The sequence below is a fragment of the Pseudomonas sp. 1D4 genome (assembly GCF_001728925.1).
Taxonomy (GTDB): Bacteria; Pseudomonadota; Gammaproteobacteria; order Pseudomonadales; family Pseudomonadaceae; genus Metapseudomonas; species Metapseudomonas otitidis.
In genome coordinates this window covers 67,327-75,984 of the sequence record NZ_LXJQ01000014.1, presented here as the reverse complement: position 1 = coordinate 75,984, position 8,658 = coordinate 67,327, and the positions used below count along the sequence as shown (strand labels likewise).

Annotated in this window: 8 protein-coding genes; 3 read left to right on the top strand and 5 right to left on the bottom strand. The window is 60.7% G+C overall.

The annotated features are described in order from the left end of the window. Positions 1 to 143 precede the first annotated feature (143 nt). Positions 144 to 755, top strand: coding sequence for a KilA-N domain-containing protein (locus A7D27_RS09845; RefSeq protein ID WP_069564746.1), 612 nt, complete (start codon positions 144 to 146; stop codon positions 753 to 755). Here A7D27_RS09845 and A7D27_RS27095 read toward each other — a convergent pair. From A7D27_RS27095 to A7D27_RS09825, 5 genes are all read right to left on the bottom strand, one after another. Continuing rightward, positions 724 to 1,872, bottom strand: a complete 1,149-nt coding sequence (locus A7D27_RS27095) for a DnaJ domain-containing protein (RefSeq protein ID WP_083265583.1) — start codon at positions 1,870 to 1,872, stop codon at positions 724 to 726. The two genes, A7D27_RS09845 and A7D27_RS27095, sit on opposite strands and share 32 nt — an antisense overlap. A gap of 11 nt (positions 1,873 to 1,883) precedes the next feature. Next, entirely contained in the window at positions 1,884 to 3,065 is a 1,182-nt protein-coding gene (locus A7D27_RS09840; protein ID WP_069564745.1) for an ATP-dependent Clp protease proteolytic subunit, read from the bottom strand. A 33-nt stretch (positions 3,066 to 3,098) separates the two neighbouring features. After that, complete coding sequence (locus A7D27_RS09835) at positions 3,099 to 3,863, bottom strand: hypothetical protein (protein WP_069564744.1); 765 nt, start codon at positions 3,861 to 3,863, stop codon at positions 3,099 to 3,101. Positions 3,864 to 3,929: 66 nt separating this feature from the next. Further along, entirely contained in the window at positions 3,930 to 4,598 is a 669-nt protein-coding gene (locus A7D27_RS09830) for an SOS response-associated peptidase (RefSeq protein ID WP_069564743.1), read from the bottom strand. A gap of 454 nt (positions 4,599 to 5,052) precedes the next feature. Next, a complete protein-coding gene (locus A7D27_RS09825; RefSeq protein WP_083265582.1) occupies positions 5,053 to 5,313 on the bottom strand; it encodes a hypothetical protein in 261 nt (86 codons plus the stop codon). Positions 5,314 to 6,169: 856 nt separating this feature from the next. On the opposite strand from A7D27_RS09825, the gene uvrY reads away from it, so the two are divergent. Both uvrY and uvrC read left to right on the top strand, forming a co-directional pair. After that, complete coding sequence (gene uvrY / locus A7D27_RS09820; RefSeq protein ID WP_069561180.1) at positions 6,170 to 6,814, top strand: UvrY/SirA/GacA family response regulator transcription factor; 645 nt, start codon at positions 6,170 to 6,172, stop codon at positions 6,812 to 6,814. After that, on the top strand, positions 6,814 to 8,637 hold the full coding sequence (gene uvrC / locus A7D27_RS09815) for an excinuclease ABC subunit UvrC (RefSeq protein ID WP_069561179.1): 1,824 nt from the start codon (positions 6,814 to 6,816) through the stop codon (positions 8,635 to 8,637). Before uvrY ends, uvrC begins: the two co-directional genes overlap by 1 nt. The last annotated feature ends 21 nt before the right edge of the window (positions 8,638 to 8,658 follow it).

Sequence of the window (8,658 nt, the reverse complement as noted above, 5' to 3'; positions counted from 1 at the left end):
TGACATAGCGTCGAGCGGGCTTGGGCAACCAGGTCGGCCTCTCTGCAGGCCGCAGCAGGCTAGGTTCGCTACCGAAAAGGGATGGTCTACTCCCGCCTACGCCCCTGCCTGCTGACCCTTCTTCTAGGCGGAGGGAGAAACCGATGAACAACGTCATTCCGTTCCATTACCAAGGGCAGGCTATCCGTTTCAACCGCGATGGATGGATCAATGCCACAGCGGCGGCGGCCGTATTTGGCCAGGAACCGCGAGATTGGCTGCGGCTTCATGAAACTGAATGCTACATGCGCGCCCTTGCCAAGCACCTTGGCATCCCGTTTGAGCCCAAGATGGTCGAGCGTAAGCAGAGCAAGAAAGTCCAGGGTGGCAAATCCGGTTTCCGCCCCGAATTGAGCAACTGCGCGGGTTTGGTCGTGACTCGCAGGGGCGCAGCAGCCAATGGCGGCGGTACCTGGCTTCACCCGAAACTGGCCGTTGCGTTCGCTCGCTGGCTGAATGTGGACTTCGCGGTCTGGTGCGACCTTCACATTGATGCACTGCTGCGTGGTGAGGCCGAGCCGCTGCAGGAGTTCGAGCGAGCCAGCGCTGTCTTTGCAGAGCGCGAAGCTCTTGCAAGCCTCCACGGCAAGGGGTTGGCAGCCTGGCGGGTCGAGAAATCCCCACTGAAGCGGGAAGTGGAGTACTGGCGGGAGCAGATGCAGCTTGTGCTCGGCCTGGACGAACCTACTTCGCGTACTTTGGGCCTACCTGGTTGACAGCAATACGGATCGCATCGGCAACGCTGTAACCTTTCGCTATTAGCGAGTTGCGAACCTGAATGACTTCAGCGATCGCTGCCTGGTTGGCGTAGGGTTTGGTGTGATCCAAGAAAGGAAAATTGCGGTACGCAATGCCAAGCTGAATAGCAACGTCGACATCATATTCATCGTCCTGCTGTGGGGAACCGTATGTGGTGCCAGAAGACACAGGAGGGCGATCGCGCTCAGCCAATGAGGCTTCCCGTTTACTTACTAAATGATCCATCCAGGCGGATTCTCGCAGATTAAATAAAACCCCGTTCATTAACACGGCGACAACAGAAGCGGTGATGCATAGCGCCCAGCGTCCACTTGAGAGAGGTCTACAGGTAACTCGGGTTCCGGCCTTGCTATCCCAGGGGGTGAGACCATTTCTTTTAAGTAGAAAATAACTGATCGGGTAAGTGATTATTCCGGCAAAAGGTATGCAGGCGCCTTGGCCAATCAGGTTCGCCAACAAGCTCCTCTCAAGTGACTCATTTGCACCGGGCTTGTTGCCGTGCTCGTCTGTGATGTAGATGCCGAAAATGAATTTCCCAGGGGTCGTGGAGGCTTTGTGCACACAGAGCGCTTCGATGATGATCGTGCCTACTGCCCCGATAACAAACCACTTCAATGGGGAGTCGCCAAGATAATCATTGATATTTTGGCCGAATAAGTGGTTTATGAAAGAGATAAATAATATCGATGCCGAAGTGAAGATCAATGTATCAATGAAACGCGCAAAGAAGCGACGCCACGGGTGCGCAGGGTGACTGTCTTGCTTGCCGTGATTTTGTACAGGAGGCTCCGGCGAGTGATTGTCGGCAGCACTCTTTTCTTTGGGGTCGCCATCAAGATTATCGCGCTGTTTTTTTAACCATGCGTCATACTCCGCCCTTGCCTTCGGATCGGAGAGCACCTCAAAAGCGCGGGTGATGATTTTAAAGTACCGCTCGGCCTTTACTCTATTGCTGGGGTGTTTGTCAGGGTGCCATTTTTGCGCAAGGGCTTTGTAGGCAGCCTTTACGACTTCCTGGCTTGCGTTTTCAGTGATGTGTAGGTTGTCGTAGTGGGTTCGAAGCTTTACGTCCATGTGCACTTGCTCTAATTATTCCTTGAGGCGTTGGTGTACTTCGGACCAACTTGGTTAACAGCAGCCCTTATTGCCTCTGCCGCGCCGTAGCCTTGCGCCATCAGTGCGTTGCGAACCTGAATGACCTCTGCGATCGCTGCCTGGTTCGCGTCGGGCCGCTCGTAATCGAGGAAAGGGTAGCGGGCGTAAGCCTCCCGCAGCACAGCCGCCAGCGCGGCTAATTCTCCCTTCGCTGTCGCGGCCTTGCCAGCGTATTTGGGCCCCACCTGCCGGACGGCCTCGCGTATCGCATCGGTGACGCTGTGACCCTTGGCCATGAGTACGTCGCGCACCTTGACGACCTCGTCAATCGCCGCCTGATTCGCGTCTGGCCCCTCGACGTCGAGGAAGGGAAAGTCTCGGTAAGCCTGCGCGAGCACAGATTTTATGGTGCTGTCCCGCTGTGGCTTCTGCGAGGGGAGGTACCCGGTACGGAAGACGTGCTCCAGGCAGGCATCGAAGGTCTCGACGACGTTGGGGCATTTGTCGGCGACAGCCTTTCGCTTCAGGTATTCAGCCTTGGTGATCCCGTACTTTGCGGCGCCGGCAGAGTCTATGTACTCGCCCTCTACGGGATCAGTGAGGTTGAGACCGAAGTACATCAGTTCAGTGAACTCGAGATTTCGCATGTCCTCAGAAGGGACTTGCACCATGGCATCGTAGAGCCTATCGGACAGGTTCATGTCTCTCAGGAACGCCTTCGCTTTGTCTTGTGTGGCGCGGTAGTTCTGTTGTGCCTGCTGAATGTCGAGTTCCCCAATCTGAGGTGTATAGGGACGGTGAATCCCTACAGTGCCGTAGACCGAACGGCGTACCCCACCAGCCAGTAGAAAGACGCAGGCGCTGAGGCAATGACTTCCGGAGTCAACTTCAACCTTTGCCCTCATCTGGCGAATCGTCCGGCCGGCGGCGATCGCAGCGTCGACACTTCCACCGTGCGAGTTCAGCGTAATGGTTGGCCGGCTGAGTTTGCGTCCGTCCAGGAATCGGGAAATCTGCGCGAGGGCGGTGGCATCGGCATCGGTGATTTCACCGGATATCAGGAAGCACCCTGCAGGCGTCGAGCAGTCAGCAACCTTGGTGACGTCAGCAAGGGCGGCGCCCGATGTGAAGGCCAGGGCAGCGAAGAGGGGGGCCAGGCGGCGAGGTTTCATTGTGAGACTCCATCCTACACGGGGCGGAGGCTATCACTTCGGGCTTGGCAGTAGGAGGGGCTGGATAGGACCTTGCGGAGTGGAGCACGGTGGCGCCTTCCAGCTAGGGGGGAGTGACCGTTCGGTGAGGCCTATCCCGTTGCAGTTGGGGCAATCCTCGCGGAGAGAGAATCTACCGCTGCATGCCGGGCAGGTGCGAAATTCCGACCATCTCAGGCGCTTTCTGTACAGCTCCACCTGCAACTGATCGCCTGCCTCGATCGCAGCCAGCAGCAGCGCTGCCACCACCTGGTGGTGATCCGGGTCGGTGATGAGGGGCACGATGCGGCCCAGGTGGAAAAAGCCGAGCGGCCGGAACTGGTAGCGGCTGCCGTTCTGGTGGTGGAACTCCAGGCCGTACACCGGGCCCACCGGGTCGCGCCGGTCACGCATCAGCTGCAGCTGGCCGTTCGCATCATGCAGTGCTGTGAGGTGGTTCAGCTCTGGCCGGGTACCGGCGCTGAGGAATCGGCGCTCCAGGCGCCCAACCGGGCCGCCATTGGATGCATCCAGCACGGCATATACACCGGCCATCTCCAGCGCGTCCCCGGCCGTGCGCTCGACTGCGTGGGTGTGAACGGCCAGCACCTCGTCGCGCATGTCCAGGTATTCGGGCGCCTCGATCACTCCATCCCGCAGCAATTCGTCTGCCGCCTGCAGCTGCTCGCGCCGCCAGCGCTCCGGGTCTCCGTAGATGTGGGCGGGGTAATGGAATGCCGCTTGGTAAAGGCGCAGCCGTTGGTCGATCTGGAGGTGCATGGTGCCGAAAACATAGCTGGATGGATATCCAGTATGCCGCTAGGGCCCCGGGGCTCGCCAGAGCCCTCAGATGAGAGGCGAGGGTAGGGGCTCGATCAGATGAGGGCCCTGGTTGCGCACATTGCCCACGGCTCGGTCGACTCGGTACCACTCGAACGCAGCAGGCCCCTCGCCCTGGCGAAGCATCTCCTCGGCGCGTTCCCGGGGCGTAGCCGGGTCCAGCCACTCCCGGGCCAACTCCGGTGCGAACGCCACCGGCCGGCGGTCGTGCACGTCCACCATGCCGCCCAGGGCATCGGCGGTGATGATCACGAAGCCGTCGTCATCCCGGGGCTCGTCGTGCACCTGGCCGATGGAGGCGCAGAAAGTAGGGTTCCCGTCACGCCTGCGGATGTAGTACGGCTGTTTCTTTGGGCCTCCCTCGTCCACCCACTCGTACCAGCCCGAGATGGGGCACAGCATGCGGTGCGGCCAGATAGCCCTGAAGAACGGACCATGTGCGACCTTCTCGGCCCGGGCGTTGATCGGTGCGGCTCGGTCCTGCGCCCAGTGTGGCCGCCATCCCCAGCGCACCGGCGCCAGCCGTCCACTTGCTTCGAGCGGCAGCACCATCTGCACCTGGGTGGTGGGCGCGACGTTGTAGCGAGGCTCCGCCTGGGCCGGCGGCTCGCTGTGGATGTTCAGCAGGTGGTGGATCTCGCTCCAAGACATTGCTTGGACGACTCGGCCGCACATGGTCGGTACCTGTGGGATTTGGGCTGTTAGAGGGTAGACAAAAGGAATGGGAGAGGGTGCCCAGAACGGGCGTGGAGGGAGGAAAACCGGTCCAAGAACTCGGAGCCGGTATTCAGTAATGACGCGGGTTACATAGCACTAGGTATCGAGTCGATTTTGGGACTGATATAGATGCCAAAGGCGCTAAATTCCTGCAATCCTGTGGCGGACTTGAAAACCGCCGATGGGAAACTATCCGTGAGTTCGAATCTCACCGCTTCCGCCATATACATAGACGCCAAAGCCCCGATATTCGGGGCTTTGGCGTTTTTGCATGGTCGATAAGCAGTTCGCGAATATCCCTTGAGCAGCCCTTTGGTCTTGCCGCGATTGGTGAGGCTTTGTGCGGGCTTTTGCCGCGATCCGTTATTAGTTGGCCGCTAGATAGCTGACGCTGCAGGCGGATACCCAGGGGTCAGTTAGATTGGCTCTGGTGGTCAGAACGGGATTCGTCTTGAGCGGCCTCATAGAGCCGGGCGGCATCTTCGGCGAGGTACTCCAGGCAGGCGAATGCGCCGCCCAGCAGTTCGGGTGATGGCGTGCCGTGGTCGGGAATGTTGGACAGGAAGCCGAGCATGCCGAGCATGCCGAGCAAGGCGCGTTGGCGCATATAGGCCGCTTCGTAGAGGGTCAGGTGACGGAGATCGCCAGGAGCATGTAGGAATGAGGTGGGCATGGTGTCGTTATCTCTTGGAGGACGAGAAACCGCGTCCTGACGCCAATCAGGGAGGGCGGGCCGTGCAGGTTGGCGTACCGTCAAGAGAACCGGTGCATCCGAAGATGCCCTGCACGGCCCTCCCATAACTTGGGTGCGACCATGCTAGGAGTTTGGCCTTAGCCATGCTCCTTCCCTTGTGCGGGACGCCAATCCCGACTGCCCAGGTTGGGCAGCGCGGCAACGTTAGGGCGTGGGGAGGAGGGTGTCAATCGGCAGTGGCTCGGGTCCATCGGGGCGTTGCGGGTTCTCTTTTCAGACGTCGATGACGTAGCTCTCAATGTGCTTCCAGCCACTTCAATTACTGCGTCCTGGCTTTTCGGTGGCGTTCTCCAGGCTGTGGCTCCACCAGTACCGTACGGCGCAGATGTTTGCCGGTTGGGCAACGCTGGCTCTTTCGTGGCTGCGCTTCCAATGGCTTTGCTCTTGCTTTTTGACGGCCGTGATTTTTTGGGGGGCGCCGGTCTCTTTATTTCCTAAAGCGCGATGGCATGGCGATAGACGATTTCTGCGCTCGGCGCTTCGGCAGTTTCCGGTCTGCCCGTAGCCGGTCGTCAAGGCGCCTGACTCGCCCTGTCAGGGCGTCCTACGCTGAAGTTCCGGGGGTGATTTTCCCTTTGGTGAGGGCGCGCGCTACGGCGGACCCCTTCGGGGGTGATAGGCGGACTCGATTGTCAGTCCTTGCTGCTTATGTTTTCCTGGCGCTTGTGATTTGACGGTGGCGGTCGCGCTAGGTCTGAGCGCTCCGACTTGCTAATGTATCGGCCTTTCCATGTGACGCTCCCCAGTTGGCGGGCGGTGCACTGCGAGGTGTCGCTTGATTAGGGTACTGGTGGTCGATGACCACGATCTGGTTAGAACAGGCATCAGCCGCATGCTCTCGGACATCGATGGGCTGCAGGTGGTGGGACAGGCCGAGAGCGGCGAGGAAGCGCTGAAGAAGACGCGCGAGCTCAAGCCCGACGTGGTGCTGATGGATGTGAAGATGCCCGGCATCGGCGGTCTTGAGGCGACGCGCAAGCTGCTGCGCAGCTACCCCGATCTGAAGGTGGTGGCGGTGACGGTGTGCGAAGAGGACCCGTTTCCTACCCGGCTGCTGCAGGCCGGTGCGGCGGGCTACCTCACCAAGGGCGCTGCGCTTGAAGAGATGGTCCAGGCGATTCGCCAGGTCTTCGCCGGGCAGCGCTACATCTGCCCGCAGATTGCCCAGCAGTTGGCGCTGAAGTCCTTCCAGCCGCAGACAAGCGGTTCGCCGTTCGACCTGTTGTCGGAGCGGGAAATCCAGATCGCGCTGATGATCGCCAACTGTCAGAAGGTCCAGACCATTTCCGACAAACTGTGCCTGTCGCCTAAGACGGTGAACACCTACCGCTACCGGATCTTCGACAAGCTCTCCATCTCCAGCGATGTCGAGCTGGCTCTACTGGCGGTTCGCCACGGCATGGTGGATGCCGTCAACTGATGCAACCCACATTCGATGCAAGTGATTTTCTTGCCGCCTGCAGCGGGCGTCCGGGGGTTTACCGGATGTTCGACGAGGGCGGCAAGCTGCTTTATGTCGGCAAGGCCAAGAACCTCAAGAAGCGTCTTGCCAGTTACTTCCGCAAGACCGGCCTGGCGCCCAAGACGGCCGCCTTGGTGGCCCGCATCGCGCAGGTCGAGACCACCATCACCGCAAACGAGACGGAAGCGCTGCTGCTGGAGCAGACGCTCATCAAGGAATGGCGGCCGCCTTACAACATCCTGCTGCGGGACGATAAGTCCTATCCCTATGTGCACCTCTCCGATGGCGAGTTCCCGCGGCTGAGCATCCATCGCGGGGCGAAGAAGCAGAAGGGGCGCTACTTCGGACCTTATCCCAGCGCGGGGGCCATCCGTGAAAGCCTGAACCTGCTGCAGAAGGCGTTTCTCGTGCGCCAGTGCGAGGACAGCTACTTCCGCAACCGCACCCGGCCATGCCTGCAATACCAGATCAAGCGCTGCAAAGGGCCGTGTGTCGGCCTGGTCGAGGCGAACGAGTACGCCGAGGACGTGCGCCATTCCGTGATGTTCCTGGAGGGGCGGAGTAATGCCCTGGCGGCCGAGCTGACCAGCAGCATGGAGCAGGCGGCGATGAACCTGGAGTTCGAGCGGGCTGCCGAGTTGCGCGACCAGGTGTCGATGCTGCGGCGCGTGCAGGACCAGCAGAGCATCGAGGGGGGCACCGGCGATGTCGATGTGGTTGCCGCCATCGTCAACCCGGGGGGCGCCTGTGTGCATCTCATCAGCGTTCGGGGTGGGCGTGTGCTGGGCAGCAAGAACTTCTTTCCGCAGGTGGCGATCGAGGAAGAGGTGGGGGATGTGCTGGTGGCCTTCATTGCGCAGTACTACCTGGGTAGCCATGAGCGCGATCTGCCGCAGGAGCTGATCGTCAATACTGTCCATGAGGATTTCCCGACGCTGATCGAAGCCATCGCCGAATCACGCGGGCGCGAACTCAGCATCAGCCACCGGGTGCGGACCAATCGCGCTCGCTGGCAACAACTGGCGGTCACCAACGCCGAGCAGGCCCTTGCAGCGCGCTTGGCCAACCGCCAGCACATGGCGGACAAGTTCGAAGCGCTCGGCGAGGTGCTCGGCCTGGCAGAGCCGCCGCAGCGGCTGGAGTGCTACGACATCAGCCATTCCAGCGGCGAGGCGACCGTCGCATCCTGCGTGGTGTTTGGCCCGGAAGGGGCGCTCAAGTCCGACTACCGCCGCTACAACATCGAGGGCGTGACCGCCGGCGACGACTATGCCGCGATGCACCAGGCGCTGACCCGACGCTTCAGCAAGCTGAAGGATGGAGAGGGCAAGTTGCCGGACGTACTGCTGGTGGACGGCGGTAAAGGCCAGCTGGCCATGGCACGGGAGGTGCTGCAGGAGCTGGCAGTGCCGGAACTCATCCTGCTCGGTGTGGCCAAGGGCGTGACCCGCAAGCCGGGCTTCGAGACGCTTTACCTCAACGGCCCGGAGAACGAATTCACCCTGCCGGCCGATGCGCCTGCGTTGCACCTGATCCAGCAGATTCGCGACGAGGCGCACCGCTTTGCCATCACCGGCCACCGTGCGCGACGCGGCAAGGCCCGTCGGACCTCCAGTCTGGAAGAGGTGGCGGGGGTAGGGCCGAAGCGTCGGCGCGAGCTGCTCAAGCATTTCGGTGGGTTGCAGGAATTGAGCCGCGCCAGTATCGAGGAGATCGCCAAGGCGCCAGGCATCAGCAAAAAGCTCGCCGAGTCGATTTATGCGGCCCTGCACAGCGAGTAGAATGCTCCCCTCTTTTTCGGT

Bases quoted from the DNA above. Each gene is read 5' to 3' on its own strand.
- A7D27_RS09845 (WP_069564746.1), top strand. From the start codon at position 144: ATGAACAACGTCATTCCGTTCCATTACCAAGGGCAGGCTATCCGTTTC.
- A7D27_RS27095 (WP_083265583.1), bottom strand. From the start codon at position 1,872: ATGGACGTAAAGCTTCGAACCCACTACGACAACCTACACATCACTGAA.
- A7D27_RS09840 (WP_069564745.1), bottom strand. From the start codon at position 3,065: ATGAAACCTCGCCGCCTGGCCCCCCTCTTCGCTGCCCTGGCCTTCACA.
- A7D27_RS09835 (WP_069564744.1), bottom strand. From the start codon at position 3,863: ATGCACCTCCAGATCGACCAACGGCTGCGCCTTTACCAAGCGGCATTC.
- A7D27_RS09830 (WP_069564743.1), bottom strand. From the start codon at position 4,598: ATGTGCGGCCGAGTCGTCCAAGCAATGTCTTGGAGCGAGATCCACCAC.
- A7D27_RS09825 (WP_083265582.1), bottom strand. From the start codon at position 5,313: ATGCCCACCTCATTCCTACATGCTCCTGGCGATCTCCGTCACCTGACC.
- uvrC (WP_069561179.1), top strand. From the start codon at position 6,814: ATGCAACCCACATTCGATGCAAGTGATTTTCTTGCCGCCTGCAGCGGG.